The following is a 16,158-nucleotide window of genomic DNA, read 5'->3' as shown; positions in this document are numbered from 1 at the left end:
ATAGCGGGCGGTTTACTTGGCGCGGCTACGCGCGCGCCAGACTGAAGTCATTAAACGCAAGAAAGCCGGCCGCCCTTTCGGACGACCGGCCTTCCGAAACCGATCTATCGCACGATCGAAAGCCTCAGCGCACCCCCGACATACCGAAGCAATGCTCTTGCCAGAGGAAACGCGGCGCCGCGTACAGCGGACAAACTACTCGCCGTCGTACATGGCCTTCAGGCGCACCAGGTGATCGTAACGCTCGATGGCGGCCTTCTCGTTGCGCTCGAACAGCTCGCCGGCGCGCTCCGGGAACTCGCGGGTCAGGCGGCTGTAGCGGGCCTCGTTCATGAGGAACTCCTGGTAACCGCCAGCAGGCTCCTTGCAGTCCAGCGTGAACTTCTTGCCGGCGTCGGCTGCCGGGTTGAAGCGGAACAGGTTCCAGTAACCGCAGTCCACGGCCTTCTTCATCTCGGTCTGGCAGTTGCTCATGCCGCCCTTGATGGAGTGCATCTCGCACGGGGAGTACGCGATGATGATGGACGGGCCGTGATATGCCTCGGCCTCGGTGATGGCCTTGAGCGTCTGGGCCGGCTTGGCGCCCATGGCCACCTGGGCCACGTACACGTAGCCGTACGCCATGGCGATCTCGGCGAGCGACTTCTTCTTGACGTCCTTGCCGGCGGCGGCGAACTGCGCCACCTGACCGATGTTGGAAGCCTTGGAAGCCTGGCCGCCGGTGTTGGAGTAGACCTCGGTGTCGAACACGAAGATGTTCACGTCCTCGCCGGATGCCAGCACGTGGTCGAGTCCGCCGTAGCCGATGTCATAGGCCCAGCCGTCGCCGCCGAAGATCCAGACGGACTTCTTGGCCAGGTACTCCTTGTGGTCCAGGATGCGCTGCGCGGCCTCGGCTGCGGCGCCTTCGCCGGCGGCAACCTCGGGCAGGGCGGCGATCAGGGCGTCGGCGGTCTGACGGCTGGCGGCCTTGTCGCCGCGAGCGTCGAGCCAAGCCTGGGCGGCGTCGGCGGCGGCGCCGGCCTCCACCAGGATGGCGGCGTCGGCGGCGAGCATGCCGTTGACGGCCTCATAACCCAGCTTCATGCCCATGCCGTGCTCGGCGTTGTCCTCGAACAGGCTGTTAGACCATGCGGGGCCGTGACCCTGCTTGTTGACCGTGTACGGGCTGGTGGCAGCCGGACCGCCCCAGATGGAAGAGCAGCCGGTAGCGTTGGAGATGTACATGTGGTCGCCGTAGAGCTGGGTGATCAGGCGGGCGTAAGCCGTCTGGGCGCAGCCGGCGCAGGCGCCGGAGAACTCGAGCAGAGGCTGCTTGAACTGGCTGTCGCGCAGCGTGGTGCCCTCGATCTCGGGCTTGTCGGCGATCTTGTTCACGCAGTACTCGAACACGTCCTGCTGAGCCATCTCGTCCTCGACGCCGACCATGGTCAGCGCGTCGGCCGGGCAGGCCTTGACGCACACGCCGCAGCCCATGCAGTCCAGCGGGCTGATGGCCAGCGTGTACTTCAGCTCCTTGTGCTTGCCCTTCATGGGCAGCACGGCCATGGCCTCGGGGCCGGCGGCGGCCTCCTCGTCGGTCAGGCCGAACGGGCGGATGCAGGCATGCGGGCACACGAACGAGCAGCTGTTGCACTCGGTGCACTTCTCGGCATCCCACTTTGCCACGGACACGGACACGCCGCGCTTCTCGTAGGCGGCAGCGCCCTGCTCGAACTGGCCGTCGGCATGGTCGACGAACACGGAGACCGGCAGGGAGTCGCCGGCCATGCGGCCGACCGGCTCCATGATCTCGCGGACCTGCTTGACCAGCTCGGGACGGCCCTCGAGGTGCTCGACCTCGGCGTTGTCCTCGGCATCGGCCCAGGCAGCGGGAACGTCGATCTTCACGAACGCCGTGGCGCCCGCATCGATGGCGCGATGGTTCATGTCCACGACTTCCTGGCCCTTCTTCAGGTAGGAGCGCGTGGCGGCGTCCTTCATGTAGCGCACGGCGTCCTCGGCCGGCAGGATGTTCGCCAACGTGAAGAAGGCGGACTGCAGGATGGTGTTGGTGCGCTTGCCCATGCCGATCTGGCGGGCCAGGTCGATGGCGTTGATGGTGTAGAGCTGCACGTCGTTGGCCGCGATGTAACGCTTGGCCTCGGCGGACAGGTGCTCCTCAAGCTCCTCGGGCGTCCACTGGCAGTTGATCATGAACGTGCCGCCGGGCTTGACGTCCTTGACGATCGGGAAGTTCTTCGTGATGTAGCTGGGGTTGTGGCACGCCACGAAGTCGGCCTTGTTGATGTAGTAGCTGCTGCGGATGGGCGAATCGCCGAAGCGCAGGTGGCTGATCGTCACGCCGCCGGTCTTCTTCGAGTCATACTGGAAGTAGGCCTGCACGTACTTGTCGGTGTGGTCGCCGATGATCTTGACGGAGTTCTTGTTCGCGCCGACGGTGCCGTCGCCGCCCAGACCCCAGAACTTGCACTCGATGGTGCCGGCAGCTGCGGTGTTGGGAGCGGACGCATCCTCGGGCAGGGACAGCCCGGTGACGTCGTCGACGATGCCAATGGTGAACTCGCCGCGCGGCTCGTCCTTGGCCAGCTCGGTGAAGATGGCGAACACGGACGCGGGCGGCGTGTCCTTGCTGCCCAGGCCGTAACGGCCGCCGGAAACCTTGATGCCCTCGCGGCCCTCGACCATGAGCGCGTTGACGACGTCCAGGTACAGCGGATCGCGGGCGCCGGGCTCCTTGGTGCGGTCGAGCACGGCCAGCTTCTTGCAGGTGGCCGGCAGGGCCTCGGAGAACTTGGCGGTGACGAACGGGCGATACAGGCGCACCTTCACCAGGCCCACCTTCTCGCCCTGAGCGGTCAGGTAGTCGATGACCTCCTCGGCAACGTCGCAGATGCTGCCCATGGCGACGATCACGCGCTCGGCGTCGGCGGCGCCGTAGTAGTTGAACAGCTTGTAGTCGGTGCCCAGCTTGGCGTTGACCTTATCCATATACTCTTCCACCACGGCGGGCAGCGCGTCGTAGACGCCGTTGCAGGCCTCGCGGTTCTGGAAGAAGATGTCGCCGTTCTCGTGGCTGCCGCGCATACGCGGGCGCTCGGGGTTGAGCGCATGGTCGCGGAACGCCTTCACGGCGTCGAAGTCGCACATGTCGGCCAGGTCGTCGTAATCCCACACGGCGACCTTCTGCACCTCATGGGACGTGCGGAAGCCGTCGAAGAAGTTCAGGAACGGCACGCGGCCCTTGATGGCGGCCAGGTGCGCGACGGCGGACAGGTCCATGACCTCCTGGACGTTGCCCTCGGCGAGCATGGCGAAGCCGGTCTGGCGGCAGGCCATGACGTCGGAGTGGTCGCCGAAGATGTTCAGCGCGTGCGTGGAAACGGTACGGGCCGAAACGTGGAACACGCTCGGCAGCTGCTCGGCGGCGATCTTATACATGTTGGGGATCATGAGCAGCAGGCCCTGGGAGGCCGTGTAGGTGGTGGTCAGGGCACCGGCTGCCAGCGAGCCGTGCACGGCACCGGCGGCACCGCCCTCGGACTGCATCTCGCACACCTTCACCTTCGTGCCGAAGATGTTCTTCCTGCCGGCCGCCGACCACTGGTCGACCAGGTCGGCCATGGGGCTGGAAGGGGTGATGGGATAGATACCGGCTACCTCCGTGAACGCATATGAGACATGCGCTGCGGCGGTGTTGCCGTCCATGGACTTGAATTCTCTCGTCATTTCTTCTCCTAAGGCTATCCCCGATCGGCGCGATCGGAAACATCGTCTGGCCGTACAGTGCGCCTATATTAGCAGCCTTGGCGCGCCGAAATCCCACGAATCGACTCTGAGCAGGCGTGGGGCGGATGCTCTCGGCAAGCGGTCTCGAGCAGACGGGGCCCTCCCGCTCCCCGGGACCAGCGTGTTTGCCGCTCACCCCGCCACGACAACCGCCCACCGTGGGGAAACACCCTCGGGCCCCTTCCGGAAATGGCCTGCGCACGAGGGGGTTCCCCCGTTACGCTTGGGTAAAAGCTTTACCCCTTCTTTATTTTCGAAGCCCGTTCAGGGATAATGCATCGTGTTTGCTGTAGTGCGTGCGCGGAAGGCGCATGCGCAGGCTCGGGGCGAAAAGCCGCCTCGACAGATGAACGGAGGGAATCCCATGGAACAGCAGTATTCTCTGTCTCGCCGCACTTTCCTGGCGGGCAGCGCCGTTGCCGCCGCAACGGCCGGCCTGGCCCTGAGCGGCTGCGGCAGCAGCTCCTCTTCCGAGGGCGGCAAGCCCAGCGGCTCCGCCAGCACCGGCGGCGTGATCACCGCCGCTTGCAGCTACAAGAACGCTAACTACAACCCCATCGGCGCAAGCTCCGCTCTGATGCTGCCCGCTATCCAGCACTGCCTGGAGGGCCTCTATGAGCTGGATTACTTCACCGGCGAGTCCAACGCCGCTCTGGCCGCCGGCGAGCCCGTCAAGGTCTCCGAGACCGAGTACGAGGTCGCTCTGCGCGAAGGCGCCACGTTCTCCAACGGCGAGGCCGTGACCGCCGCCGACGTCGTGGCCGTCATCGAGGCCAACAAGGCCAACGCCACCTATAAGGACATGCTGTCCTTCATCGACTCCGTCGCCGCCAAGGACGACGCCACCGTGTCCTTCACGCTGGCCTACCCGTTCGTCGACAGCGACAAGCAGCTCAAAGAGCGCCTTTCCCTGTGCCGCGTGTTCCCGGCTGCCGAGATCACCAAGGAGACCATGACCACCCCGCCGACCGGCTCCGGTGCATGGGCCTTCGGCGAGTGCAACGGCGAGGACGGCGGCGAGCTGAACTTCGTCCCCAACCCCAAGTACAATGGCCCGAAGCCGGCTTCCGCCGACGCCATGCAGTGGCTCGTGCGCGTTGACAACACCGCTCGCGTGACCGCCCTGCAGGAGGGTACCGCCATCGCCGGCGAGAACATCCCGTTCTCCAACATCGACCAGCTGGTCGGCGCAGGCGTCACCGTCGACAGCGTCGACAGCTACGGCATCGGCTTCCTGATGTTCAACTGCCAGAAGGAGCCCTTCAACGACAAGCGCGTCCGTCAGGCCTTCCACTACGCCATCGACTACGACAAGCTGATCAAGAACCAGCTGGGCGGCAACGCTGAGACGCTGACCTCCTACCTGCCGAAGGACAACCCGGCCTACCACGAGGCCTCCACGGTCTACAAGTACGATCCCGAGAAGGCCAAGTCCCTGCTCAAGGAGGCCGGCCAGGAGAACCTCGAGGTCAAGCTGCTCGTCATCGACAACTGGATCAAGGACCTGTCCGCTCAGATCCAGCAGGACCTGCAGGCCGTCGGCATGAACGTCACGCTCGACGTGCAGGCTGCCCCCTACCCCACGATGGCCGCTTCCAAGACCGACGAGATTCTGCCCTTCGACGTGTTCCTGGCCCCCGGCGACGTCTCCTGCTTCGGCACGAACGCCGACGTGCATCTGGCTTGGTTCTACGGCGAGAACACCGACTGGTGCCAGGGCCGTTCCTGCTGGGCTAAGGCCGGCGACGGCAAGTGCCAGGAGTTCAACGAGTACCTCGACCAGGCTCGCAAGGCCACCGATGCGAACACGCGCCAGGAGGCGTACAACAAGTGCTTCGACATCATCTCCGAGGAAGTGCCGCTGTACCCGCTGTTCCACAAGAAGGTCGTCACCGGCTACTGGGCCGGCCTCATCGAAGGCTTCGAGCCCAGCCCGACCACCGGCCTGTACTTCCAGAACGCGAAGCTGAAGTAATAACCGCCAGGTTATAGGCTGCATCCGGAAAGCCCACCTCATTGCGAGGTGGGCTTTCTTTGCGTCTTGACCCCATATGCGCGTGAAGCGTATACCATGTTCACGTCGATTCTATTTAGGGGGTTATCACCGCATGACACGTTTGTTTTCCGTATACGGAGACTCCATCAGCTCGTTCGAGGGCATCCTACCGCAAGGCTGGCGCGTGTTCTTCGAAGGCGAGCAGCTTGAGCTCACCGGCGTGAAGACGCCGCACGACACCTGGTGGGGCCAGGTCATCGATCACTTCGGCGGGCACTTCCTGGCCAATGCATCCTGGTCGGGCTGCGTGGTGGAAGGCCGCGACTTCCCCGTCGGCGCCTCGCCTGAGCGCATCGAGCACCTGCAGGCCGGCGGGCGCACCCCCGACGACATCCTCGTGCATATCGGCATCAACGACTACGGCTGGGGGTCGGGGTACGCGCAGATCTGCGCGGCAACGCCTTCCGCACCGCCGAAGCTTGCCGCCGAGTGTCCCGATCACGGCAAGGTAGCGGGCATGGCCCCCGAAGGCACCCTTGCCAACTTCGAGGAATCCTTCCGCCGCATGCTGGCTACCATGCACGCTCAATACCCGAACGCTCGCATCTGGGTCTCCACGCTCCTTCCCGGCCGCGTGAAGGGCGCGCATCGTCCCACATCCCCGCGCTGGTTCCGCGGCATCTGCGTCGACGAGTACAACAAGATCATCCGCGCCGCCGCGGGCGACGCCGACAACTGCTATCTCGTGGACATGCAGGCGTTCGGCTACGACTACGACGCCATCGACGGTACCCACCCCACCGCGCTTGGCATGAAGCAGATGGCCTCCATGTTCATCCGCGGCATGGAGCAGGCCGACCCCGAGCTGCCGCGCACCCCTTACGAGGGGCACGATCTGTTCCCCGACGAGATGAGAAGCGCCGAGTTCTGCACGAAGCCCTGCGTCGGCTGCGAATACGCACGAGGAACCGGCAACAACTGGTGGCACGTCTGCGAGAAGCAGCTGGCTGATTAGTTATCCTATTTCGCCGTTTATCTGCGAAGACCTGTTGCAAATCGGTATAATGTGGAAGGTTTGCCAGCCTACATAGGCTGAACGATGGCAAACCATGTAACGTAAGCATGCTCTCACGAGCCTACAGAAAGGAGGGGATCGAGTGAACAACCTGCTTCGATTGATCGGCAATCGCCTGCTTTGGCTGCCCATCATGGTGTTCGGTGTCACCGTTCTCGTCTTCTTCCTGATGTCGCTTTCGCCTATCGACCCCGCCTTCTCGGCGCTTGGCGAAAACGCGTCACCCGACCAGTTGGAGGCCTACCGCGTCGAGCACGGCCTCAACGATCCGCTGATCGTTCGCTACGGCGACTACATGGCCGGCTTCTTCCATGGCGACCTGGGCACGTTCGGTCCCTCGAACCAGTCCGTGTCCGCTCGCATCGCCACCGCGCTGCCCATCACGCTGCAGCTCGGCTTCTTCGGCTTCATCATCGCCATCGTCGCCAGCGCCATCCTCGGCGTCGTCTCCGCCCTGTATCGCGACCGCTGGCCCGACCAGGTCATCCGTATCTTCTCCATCGCCTGCATCGCCACGCCGTCGTTCTGGCTGTCGGTGCTGTTCATCCTGCTGTTCTCCTCCACGCTGCACCTGCTGCCGGCCTCCGGCCCCCTGCCTGCGCTCACGGCAGATCCCGGCGGATGGCTTGCGCGCATGGCAATGCCGGGCATCGCCCTTGCCGTTCCGCTGACCGGCCAGATGACGCGCATCATCCGCACGTCCATGGTCGAGGAGCTCGATAAGGACTACGTGCGCACCGCCCGCGGCTTCGGCATCCCCTACGGCACCGTCGTCGCCCGTAACGTGCTGCGCAACGCCCTGATCACGCCCGTCACCGTGCTAGGCCTGAAGTTCGGCTACATGATCGGCGGTGCCGTGGTCCTCGAGGTCATCTTCGCCCTTCCGGGCATGGGCATGGCCATCGTCTCCGGCGTTACCTCGAATTACGTCATGTTGGTTCAGGGTGTCGTTCTCGTCGTCGCCATCACGTTCATCATCGTGAACGTCATCGTCGACATGCTCTACATCCTTATCGATCCGCGAATTAGGACGGTGTAGAGTATGGTTCAACTTCGTGGCGGCCTCACCAAGAAGATGGAGGACGGCGCCGGCAAGGTCCGCTTCCGTCGCTGGAAGAACATGACCATCGGCGCGCGTATCTCGCTGGTCATCCTCATCGCTATCATCGTAGTGGCCGCGCTGGCCGACTTCATCGCGCCCTACAGCCCCTACGAGATCTTCACCTCGTTCTGCGCGCCTGATTCCGCGCACCTGTTCGGCACCGACGACAAGGGCCGCGACGTTATGTCCCGCCTGATGTGCGGCGCTAAGTACTCCCTGGTCATCGGCCTGGGCGCTACCGGCTTCGCGCTGGTCGTGGGCTCCATCATCGGCGCTATCGCCGCCGTCGTGCGCCCGCGCATCGCCAACGTCATCATGCGTATCCTGGACATCATCATGTCCTTCCCCGGCATCGCGCTTGCCGCCACCTTCATCGTGGTGTTCGGCAACTCCGTGCCCTCGCTCATCTTCGCCATCGGCTTTCTGTACATCCCGCAGATCGCCCGTATCGTGCGCGCCAACGTCATGAGCGAGTACAACCAGGACTACGTCCGCGCAGTCGTCGTCTCCGGCGCCCGCGCCCCGTGGATCCTGTGGAAGCACGTCGTGCGCAATTGCGTGGCTCCCGTCCTCGTGTTCACCATCGTGCTCGTGGCCGACGCCATCGTGTTCGAGGCCTCCCTGGCCTTCATCAGCGCCGGTATCCCCGAGCCCACCCCCACCTGGGGCAACATCCTGGCTGACGCCCGTAACGGCGTGCTGGCCGGCCGCTGGTGGCAGGCGCTGTTCCCCGGCATCATGATCATGCTGACCGTTCTGTGCCTCAACATCGTCTCCGAGGGCATCACCGACGCCATCGCCGCGCCGAAGAGCGCCGTCAAGGTCGACGAGAACGACCTCAATAAGGACCGCGAGGCCGACCGCATGGTCGCCGACCCGACGCTGGCCTATGCCGCTCAGGCCGACATGCTCAACAAGCGCCTTGCCGCCCTTAAGGAAGCCGAGCTTTCGCGCACCGACCGCTTCGAGGCCCGCACCGACGTGCCGCCCATCCTGGAAGTCAAGGACCTGTGCATCAAGTTCCCCCGCCATGGCGACGTGAACGTGGTCGACCATGTCAGCTTCGTGGTGCGTCCGCGCCAGACCATGGGCCTTGTTGGCGAGTCCGGCTGCGGCAAGTCCATCACCAGCCTTGCCATCATGGGCCTGCTCGACAAGAAGGCCGAGATCTCCGGCGAGATCATGTACGACGGCAAGAACCTGCTCAACCTCTCCGACAAGGAGATGAACGAGCTGCGCGGCCGCGAGATCGCCATGGTCTACCAGGACGCCCTGTCCTCGCTCAACCCCTCCATGCTCATCCGCTCTCAGATGAAGCAGCTGACCAAACGTGGCGGCACCCGTTCCGCCGAGGAGCTGCTCGAGCTGGTCGGCCTGGACCCGAAGCGCACGCTGGATTCCTATCCCCACGAGCTCTCCGGCGGCCAGCGCCAGCGCGTGCTCATCGCCATGGCCCTGACGCGCGACCCCAAGCTGGTCATCGCCGACGAGCCCACCACCGCCCTTGACGTGACGGTCCAGAAGCAGGTCATCGACCTGCTGAACAAGCTGCAGCACGAGCTTGGCTTCGCCATGGTGTTCGTGAGCCACGACCTGGCGCTCGTTGCCGAGGTCGCCAACTCCATCACCGTCATGTACGCTGGCCAGGTTGTGGAGCAGGGCCCGGTGAAGGAGATCCTCACCAACCCCATCCACGAGTACACGCGCGGCCTGCTCGGCTCCGTTCTGTCCATCGAGGCCGGCGGTGCGCGCCTGCATCAGGTTCCCGGCTCGGTACCTTCGCCGAAGGACTTCCCCGAAGGCGACCGCTTCCGTCCGCGCTCCAGCCATCCGGACAAGACGTCGAACGTGCGACCCATGCTCAAGCGCGTGGCGAATTCCGACCACTATTACGCCGAGCTGCCTGACAGCGAGCTGAAGCGCATCGGCGTCAAGCCTTATCTCACGGGAGGTGCGAACTAATGGCCGAAGCAACCAACAGTGCAGCCGTCGCCAACAACGACGAGCAGACGCCTATCATCTTCCTTGATGATATCCACGTGGTGTTCAAGACGCGTACCGGCTCCCTGCTGCACCCCAACAAGGTCCACGCCGTCAACGGCTTGTCTCTGAAGCTCATGCCGGGCCAGACCATCGGCATCGTTGGCGAGTCGGGCTGCGGCAAGTCCACCACGGCCAACGTCATGTGCGGTCTGCAGACCCCCACGTCCGGCCACGTGTACTTCAAGGGCACCGACGTCACGAAGCGCTCCGCAGCGCAGCGTAAGATCATCGGCCGCGTCATCTCCGTCGTGTTCCAGGACCCGGCAACGGCCCTGAACGCGCGCATGACCGTGCGCGAGCAGCTCATGGACCCCATGATCGTGCACAAGGTGGGCGACGCGAAGTCCCGTGAAGCCCACGTGCGCGAGCTCATCGAGATGGTCGGCCTTCCCAACAGCGTCCTCGAGGCGCTGCCCGGCCAGATGTCCGGCGGCCAGCGTCAGCGCGTGGCAATCGCCCGCGCGCTGTCCCTGAAGCCCGACGCCATCATCGCCGACGAGCCCACCTCGGCCCTCGACGTGTCCGTGCGCGCCCAGATTCTCAACCTGCTGATGGATCTGAAGAAGGAGCTCAACCTTGCCATGGTGTTCATCAGCCATGACATCCAGACGGTGCGCTACATCTCCGACCAGATCATCGTCATGAACCATGGTCAGGCCGTTGAGCGCGGCACCGCCGAGCAGATCTTCAACAACCCCAAGGACGACTACACGCGCCTGCTGCTGGGCGCCGCCCCGTCCCTGCTCCATCCCGACCTAGGCAAGTAGCCTTACGGCCAGCTAACCTCACGGGAAACGCAATCGCCCCCGCCGCTCGCAAGAGCAGCGGGGGCGATTTTCATTTGGTTAGATTTCAGAAGCAATACTGTATAACCTAGGAAGCCCTTGTTATCGGCGAGCCAACAATCCGATTAGCGCAGATGAGCCCTTGCTCGGTACCTCATAAAGCGAGTTCCGCAGCGACTGGAACAGTCCAGTGGACTGTTCCACCAAGCGAGGACTGTCTGAGCGACTGGGATACCGAGCAAGGGCTCATCGAACGGGACAAAAAGAAGCCCCGACCAATAAAGGCCGGGGCTTCCGATGGGACTGCTAAAACCTACTTGCCAGCAGCCTCCACGAACCAGCTGGTGATGCTGGTGGGGTGCGTGATGGCGGTGCCTACCACGACTGCCCACGCACCGGCGTCCATAGCCGCCTTCGCATCGGCAGGCGTGTGCACGCGACCCTCGCAGATAACGGGCTTGCCAGGGAACTCCTCTACGGCCTGGCGAACGAGCGCAACATCCGGACCGTCGGCCATGCCGCAGTCGATGGCGGCACCGGGGTGCGAGAGCGTGGTGGAGGCGATATCGCAGCCGATGGCGAACGCATGGCGGATATCCTCGATGGTGGAGCAGTCCGCCATCACGAGCACGCCCTCCTCCTTCAGCGGGCGCACCGTGTCCTCGAGCGTCTTGCCATCGGGTCGCGGGCGATCGGTGGCATCGATGGCCACAATGTCGGCACCGGCCATCACACAGGCGCGCGCATGACGCAGCGTGGGCGTGATGTAGACGCCCTCGTGGCCTTCCTTCCAGATGCCGATGACGGGCACCTCGGTGCGGCCCTTGATGGCCGCGATATCGGATAGGCCCTGGCAGCGGATGCCGCCGGCGCCGCCCAGCTCGCATGCACGGGCCATCTGCGCCATGGTCTCGGGGTGGCGCAGCGGCTCGCCCATATATGCCTGGCAGCTGGCGATGACCTTGCCGCGCAATTGCTCGATAATGGGATCCATTTCCCCATCCTTTCAAAATCGAAAACCAGCGGCGCCCGCAGCCGAGAATCCACGGCGCCGGGCGCTGCGATATGCCGATGGAAACTACTCCTGCGGCTCTTCCCCATTCTGCTGCTCTTGGGAGTCATGCGGCTCGTCGAGCGCTTCGAAACCCTCGGCGTCGTCAAACTCGTCCAGTTCCTGCTGGACCTCGACATCCTCCAAGTAATCCAGCAGATCCTCTGCAGCGCCGATGAGCGGTGCGTGCCCGCCCAATTCGGCCGCAAGGAAAGGCAGACCGCGCTGCGCCAGCGGGATCTGACGCTCGAAGCCCTCCTGCACCGCCGCACGCCACTTGGTGCCCGCCTTGGGCACCGAGCCGCCGATGACCACCATATCGGGATCGAGCAGGTTCGTGATGCCCGCGATGGCCTCGCCCAGGGCGATGCCGGCGGTCATGATAACCTTGTGCGCCGCAGGCTCGCCCTCGGCTGCACGGCGGGAGATCTCGGCACCATCGATATGGTTGCCCGTGATCTCGGCATAGCGCGCCTCGATGCCGCTCCCCGACGCCACGAGCTCCAAATGGCCGGCACCGCCGCACACGCACGGGATGCCCACGGCCTGCGAACAGGCGATATGCCCGATTTCGCCGGCGAAACCGTGGTTACCGCGAACCAAGCGCCCATGGGCGATCACGGCGCCGCCGATGCCCGTGCCGGCAGCGATCATCATGCAGGTATCGGCCCCGCTGGCAGCGCCCCAGCGTGCCTCGCCAAGCGCATGGGCCTGCACGTCGTTGAGCACCGACACCGGCAGCTCGCAAGACTCCTGCAAGCGCTCCTTGATGGGCTGGCCGGTCCACCCGGGCATGATCTCGTTGGCGTACGCGATGCCGCCCGTGACCGCATCCACACGGCCTGCGGTGGACACGCCGATGCCGAGCACCTGCTCTCGGCGCGAGCGCGCCTCGGCAAGCACCGTGTTCGCCACATCGCACACGGTGACGAGCACGGGGCCGCCCCCGCGCTGCGCCTGCGTGGGCACCTGGGTTTCGAACACGACTTCAGGGGCAGCGTCGATCTGCTCGTATCGCAGCAGCGCGCCGGCGATCTTCGTGCCGCCGATATCAAGCGCCGCAACGTATGCGGGATATTCCATGCACCCCACCCTTCCCTTTTCGAAAAGCACCTTATCACCTGGTGCCAACCATGGTACCGCAAACAAAAAAGCCGGCGCGGGTGGAACCTGCGCCGGCTTGCAAAAGCGAAGAAAAGCTACTTGCGGATGGGAGCGTCCGCGTCCATGAGGCCGGCCTTCTTGATGACCTCGACGATGGCCGCGACGTCCTCGCCCTCGAGCGGCTGGACGGGCTCGCGCATCTGGTTCGTGTTGAACACGCCCATCTGCCACAGAGCCGTCTTGAACGCGCCCACGCCGGCGCCGAAGCCGACGGTGGCCTTGACCACGCGGGTCAGGAACATCAGGCGGGCAAGGTGATCCTGGATCTCCTTGACGCGGTTCCAGTCGCCGGCCTGAGCGGCCTTCCACTGCTCCACGTAGCTGTGCGGGTCGAGGTTGGCCAGGCCCGGCACGCTACCGTCGGCGCCTGCCAGGTACGCGCCGTCGACGCACACCTCATGGCCGGTGAGCAGCTGCAGCGGATGACCGGCGTCCTCGTTCTCCAGCACCAGCCAGCGGAAGCTGACGTCGTCGCCGGAAGAGTCCTTCACGCCCTGCAGCACGCCGTCCTTGCCCAGACGCACCAGCATGGTGGGGTCGAGCTTGGTGTGCACGCACACCGGCAGGTCGTAGGCGAACAGCGGCAGGTCGGTATGCTCGCGGATGGCGCGGAAGTGACGCTCGATCTCCTTCGGGCCGCCCAGGGCGTAGAACGGGGCGGTGGCGACCAGCGCCTCGACGCCAAAGCCCTTGGCACGCTTGGCCTGATCGACCACGCGCAGGGTTTCCATGTCGATGACGCCGGCAAGCACGGGCACGCGATGATTCACGATGGCCACGGCCTCCTGCAGCACATGGTAACGCTGGGCGTCGGTGAGGAACGCGACCTCGCCCGAGGAGCCCAGGAAGAACAAGCCGTCGACGCCGGCGTCGATCATACGGTTGATGGAGCGCTCGAAGGCCTCCAGGTCAAGCTGCTTCTTCTCGGTCAGCGGGATGACCACCGGGGGGATTACGCCGTGGAACGGGGAATCGGTCATGATGAGTACCTTGCCTCTTTCTTTCTGTTGAGCAAACTTCAATGAGGATAGTATCGAGGTTCGCGGTTCGTCAACGAACTGGCGAACGTTTCACAAACAAAGGATGGAATCCGCCTTACGGTGCGAACGGGCGCCCGAACGGCGCAAGCCTCATGGCTGCGGCGCAGCCGAGCACCCCAACGCTACGCGATCACCTTTCCTCGAAGCACCACGTGCTTGATGTTCAGTTCGCGGTCGAGCACCACGGCATCGGCCTGATAGCCCGGGGCGATGGCGCCCAGCTTGCCGTCAAGTCCCAAGGCGCGGGCCGGGTTGACCGTTGCGGCCTTCACGGCGCTGGTCAAGGGGATGCCCATGGTGCGCACCGCCGTGCGCATGCACGCCATCACGTCGGAGACGCTGCCGGCAAGGCTGCCGTTCGCGATGGTGGCGCGATTGCCCTTGACGAAGAACTGCTGGCCGCCCAACTCGTATTCGCCATCCCCCAGCCCGCAGGCGCGCAGGCTGTCGCTGATCAAGATCATGCGATCGTCGCCGAACAGGGCAAACGCCAGGCGCACCATAGCGGGATGGATATGCACGCCGTCGGCGATGATCTCGGCCGTTACGTCGTTACGCTCCGCACCGGCGGCAATGGGGCCGGGCTCTCGGTGATGCAGCGAGGGCATAGCGTTGAACAGGTGCGTCATGTGACGCGCACCGGCATCGAAGGCAGCGCACGCGTCATCGTAGCCCGTGCACGTATGGGCGACGGAAACACGCACGTCATGGGACATCTGGCGAATGAACTCCAAGTTGCCCGGTTGCTCGGGTGCCACGTCCACCAGCTTGATGAGCCCCTTCGCCTGCTGCTGCAGACGGCCGAACTCCTCGACGGAGGCGCTGCGCACGTATGCGGGGTTCTGAGCACCTACCTTGTCAGGGGCGATATAGGGGCCTTCCATATTGATGCCCACGATGCCGGCCTCCCCCGCAGCGGTTTCGTGAGCGGCAACGCTGGACACGATGGGTGCCAGGCGCTCTTCGGGAAGGGTCATGGTGGTCGGGCAGATGGAGGTCACGCCCCGGCTTGCCTCGTAAGCCGCAATGACGGAGATGCCCTCATCGGATGCATCGCAGAAATCGTGGCCCATGGCGCCGTGGAAGTGCACGTCGATCAGGCCGGGAATTACATAGCACCCCGATGCATCCAACGTATCAGCAGCGCCACCCACGCCGCACGCTTCGTCTCCCGATGCCTCGATGCTGGAGAAGGTCTGCCCCTCCACCACCACATCGCGCTCGCGGAAGCACTGACCGTCGAACACCTTGCCGTTTGCAATGCGCATATCTGCATGCTCCTTTCAAATATGGAAGGGCCTTCCGCATGCGCGGAAAGCCCTTCGAAAGTGTTATCGATTATGGCACCGGTGCGCCTTACAGCAGCGAGCCGGCCTCGGCGTCCACCACGACGGTGACGTTGGGGTGCAGCTGCAGCACGGATGCGGGAACCTGCGGGGTGACCGGGCCGAAGAACGCGTCGCGCACGATCTGCGCCTTGTCGACGCCGCTGGCCACCACCAGGATGGCGCGGGCCTTCATGATGGTGCCGATGCCCATGGTGTAGGCCTCGCGGGGGACCTGGTCGATGGACTCGAACAGGCGGCTGTTGGCGTTGATGGTGCTCTCCGTCAGCTCGACCACGTGGGTGCGCACGGGGAACTCGTCGCAGGGCTCGTTGAAGCCGATATGGCCGTTGTGGCCCAGGCCCAGCAGCTGCAGGTCGATGCCGCCAGCTTCGCTGATGGCCAGCTCGTAAGACTCGCAGGCGGCCTGCGCATCCGGGTTGGCGCCGTCGGGGACGCTCGTGGCCTCGAGGTCGATGTCGACATGATCGAAGAGGTTCTTCTGCATGAAGTAGCGATAGCTCTGGTCATGCTCGGGGGACAGGCCGCGGTACTCATCCAGGTTGAACGTGGTGACCTGCTCGAAGCTGATACGGTCGGCCTGGAAGTCCTCCACCAGGTCGGCGTACAGCCCGATGGGCGTGGAGCCGGTGGCCAGGCCGAGCGTGGAAGCCGGGTCCACGATCAGCTGGGCAGCGATCAGATCCGCCGCGCGACGGCTCATATCCTCGTAGGTCTCCTCGATGAACAGTTGCATGTGATGCCCTTTCTTTCGCCGTTGAAAATCA

The 16,158-nt window shown here is 64.5% G+C and carries 11 protein-coding genes; 5 read left to right on the top strand and 6 right to left on the bottom strand.

Features of this window, described 5'->3' with window-relative positions:
• Positions 1–195: 195 nt before the first annotated feature.
• Positions 196–3,729 carry a pyruvate:ferredoxin (flavodoxin) oxidoreductase gene (nifJ, locus tag RDW26_RS00705; RefSeq protein WP_307982079.1) on the bottom strand — a complete coding sequence of 1,178 codons (3,534 nt, stop codon included), beginning with the start codon at positions 3,727–3,729 and terminating at the stop codon, positions 196–198.
• Between the two features lie 424 nt (positions 3,730–4,153).
• On the opposite strand from nifJ, the gene RDW26_RS00700 reads away from it, so the two are divergent.
• From RDW26_RS00700 to RDW26_RS00680, 5 genes are all read left to right on the top strand, one after another.
• Entirely contained in the window at positions 4,154–5,764 is a 1,611-nt protein-coding gene (locus RDW26_RS00700) for an ABC transporter substrate-binding protein (protein ID WP_294414526.1), read from the top strand.
• 133 nt (positions 5,765–5,897) lie between these two features.
• Positions 5,898–6,800, top strand: a complete 903-nt coding sequence (locus RDW26_RS00695) for an SGNH/GDSL hydrolase family protein (protein WP_307980981.1) — start codon at positions 5,898–5,900, stop codon at positions 6,798–6,800.
• A gap of 142 nt (positions 6,801–6,942) precedes the next feature.
• On the top strand, positions 6,943–7,899 hold the full coding sequence (locus tag RDW26_RS00690; protein WP_307980983.1) for an ABC transporter permease: 957 nt from the start codon (positions 6,943–6,945) through the stop codon (positions 7,897–7,899).
• A 3-nt stretch (positions 7,900–7,902) separates the two neighbouring features.
• Positions 7,903–9,924: a dipeptide/oligopeptide/nickel ABC transporter permease/ATP-binding protein gene (locus RDW26_RS00685; protein ID WP_307980985.1), complete on the top strand. Its 2,022-nt coding sequence runs from the start codon at positions 7,903–7,905 to the stop codon at positions 9,922–9,924.
• Entirely contained in the window at positions 9,924–10,772 is an 849-nt protein-coding gene (locus RDW26_RS00680; protein ID WP_307982077.1) for an ABC transporter ATP-binding protein, read from the top strand. Before RDW26_RS00685 ends, RDW26_RS00680 begins: the two co-directional genes overlap by 1 nt.
• Before the next feature lie 331 nt (positions 10,773–11,103).
• Here the strand turns inward: RDW26_RS00680 and RDW26_RS00675 are convergent, their stop codons facing one another.
• The 5 genes from RDW26_RS00675 to nagB form a co-directional block, all read right to left on the bottom strand.
• Positions 11,104–11,784: an N-acetylmannosamine-6-phosphate 2-epimerase gene (locus RDW26_RS00675; RefSeq protein WP_288578532.1), complete on the bottom strand. Its 681-nt coding sequence runs from the start codon at positions 11,782–11,784 to the stop codon at positions 11,104–11,106.
• Positions 11,785–11,868: 84 nt separating this feature from the next.
• The gene (locus RDW26_RS00670) at positions 11,869–12,924 is read right to left on the bottom strand and encodes an ROK family protein (RefSeq protein ID WP_307982074.1); all 1,056 of its coding nucleotides are present in this window, start codon (positions 12,922–12,924) and stop codon (positions 11,869–11,871) included.
• A 116-nt stretch (positions 12,925–13,040) separates the two neighbouring features.
• A complete protein-coding gene (locus RDW26_RS00665) occupies positions 13,041–13,985 on the bottom strand; it encodes a dihydrodipicolinate synthase family protein (RefSeq protein WP_307982072.1) in 945 nt (314 codons plus the stop codon).
• Positions 13,986–14,167: 182 nt separating this feature from the next.
• A complete protein-coding gene (gene nagA / locus RDW26_RS00660) occupies positions 14,168–15,313 on the bottom strand; it encodes an N-acetylglucosamine-6-phosphate deacetylase (RefSeq protein ID WP_307982070.1) in 1,146 nt (381 codons plus the stop codon).
• 88 nt (positions 15,314–15,401) lie between these two features.
• Positions 15,402–16,127, bottom strand: a complete 726-nt coding sequence (gene nagB, locus RDW26_RS00655) for a glucosamine-6-phosphate deaminase (protein ID WP_307980994.1) — start codon at positions 16,125–16,127, stop codon at positions 15,402–15,404.
• Between the last annotated feature and the right edge of the window lie 31 nt (positions 16,128–16,158).

The sequence above is a fragment of the uncultured Senegalimassilia sp. genome, assembly GCF_902464545.1.
Lineage (GTDB): Bacteria > Actinomycetota > Coriobacteriia > Coriobacteriales > Eggerthellaceae > Senegalimassilia.
Note: the sequence above shows the minus strand (reverse complement) of the source record. Positions and strands in the feature narration are given on the sequence as shown.

Excerpts from the sequence above, each read along its gene's own strand:
- nifJ (WP_307982079.1), bottom strand. The coding sequence starts at position 3,729 with ATGACGAGAGAATTCAAGTCCATGGACGGCAACACCGCCGCAGCGCAT.
- RDW26_RS00700 (WP_294414526.1), top strand. The coding sequence starts at position 4,154 with ATGGAACAGCAGTATTCTCTGTCTCGCCGCACTTTCCTGGCGGGCAGC.
- RDW26_RS00695 (WP_307980981.1), top strand. The coding sequence starts at position 5,898 with ATGACACGTTTGTTTTCCGTATACGGAGACTCCATCAGCTCGTTCGAG.
- RDW26_RS00685 (WP_307980985.1), top strand. The coding sequence starts at position 7,903 with ATGGTTCAACTTCGTGGCGGCCTCACCAAGAAGATGGAGGACGGCGCC.
- RDW26_RS00680 (WP_307982077.1), top strand. The coding sequence starts at position 9,924 with ATGGCCGAAGCAACCAACAGTGCAGCCGTCGCCAACAACGACGAGCAG.
- RDW26_RS00675 (WP_288578532.1), bottom strand. The coding sequence starts at position 11,784 with ATGGATCCCATTATCGAGCAATTGCGCGGCAAGGTCATCGCCAGCTGC.
- RDW26_RS00670 (WP_307982074.1), bottom strand. The coding sequence starts at position 12,924 with ATGGAATATCCCGCATACGTTGCGGCGCTTGATATCGGCGGCACGAAG.
- RDW26_RS00665 (WP_307982072.1), bottom strand. The coding sequence starts at position 13,985 with ATGACCGATTCCCCGTTCCACGGCGTAATCCCCCCGGTGGTCATCCCG.
- nagA (WP_307982070.1), bottom strand. The coding sequence starts at position 15,313 with ATGCGCATTGCAAACGGCAAGGTGTTCGACGGTCAGTGCTTCCGCGAG.
- nagB (WP_307980994.1), bottom strand. The coding sequence starts at position 16,127 with ATGCAACTGTTCATCGAGGAGACCTACGAGGATATGAGCCGTCGCGCG.